General features: G+C 44.9%; 1 pseudogene. It reads right to left on the bottom strand.

From position 1 onward, the window contains the following. A pseudogene (locus C942_RS24160) lies at positions 1–1,058 on the bottom strand (hypothetical protein); the annotation flags it as partial.

The raw sequence follows: 1,058 nt of genomic DNA on the forward strand, positions 1-1,058 counted from the left end.
GTAGTTGAACAGTTCTTAGTCACCAGTTGGTATCGCGCATCCGGGTCATTGCTTAACCTGTTCCATTCAGCCTGCATTGCCGCGACATCAAGCCCTTCAAGGTTAATGCGGAATACCCGCCCCTGCTCGGCTTCCTGAGTCTTAAACGCTTCAATTTCATCCAATGCACGATCTGCAAACTGACGAACTACATTACCAATACGTTTTTCCATCAAGGCTGAATTACTGTTTGCCTTAGCCTGATGTTGCAACTCTTCTGCAAAACGTTTGGCGACATCCATCATGTCATAGCTAGTATCATTCCACTGCTCGACAAACGGTTCATAAACATGCGGCGGAATACCTGCAGACTCAAGCATTTCCGGATTCATCAAAGCGGTCATTGTGAACGCTTCAGAAATATCCTTAAACTTAGCATCAACACCTTTCACAGCATTGAGTTTTTCTATGAACCGCTCCAGCCTACGATCACCATCATGCATACCGAAGTTATCGTTTTCTTCTGACTCTACATCTGACGCCAAAGTTTCATGTGGTGATGCCACTACACCCATAATTCGTTTTGGATTAAATGACTTACTGTCCAGCGGCCACCAACTGACATAGTTTTTCTGATTGAACTCAGGCGCATCTTGCGCATCAACCTGAACACGCCCCTGCCCAATTTGTAAGGCAGCATGGCCTAGTTTACTGTGATCACTTGGCTTCCAAACAAATAAAGTAGCACTCACTGGAGACAACTGTTGTTCAATAGCTCGGTGAACTTTGTTCAAGCCGGCAATATCAATCCCTTTTCCATCACTGGCAAGATCGGTTGCTTTCAGATCAGCAAAGACTGCATCTGCCACCCCCTGACCATACTCCTTGCTCACCGCAGCTTTGACTTTATCTAGAGCCAAGTCGCCACTCTCAAGCTTATGAGCTTCAGTAATATTTTCTTTGCCTTTAGTAACGAAATCACCATTGCCATCAACATACAAATGCTTGCTTTCTTTAACATTTGCATTATCAAGCTGATCATACAGACGACTGAATCCACCCGGTGACTTCATTGACTC

The sequence above is a fragment of the Photobacterium marinum genome, assembly GCF_000331515.1.
Taxonomy (GTDB): Bacteria; Pseudomonadota; Gammaproteobacteria; order Enterobacterales; family Vibrionaceae; genus Photobacterium; species Photobacterium marinum.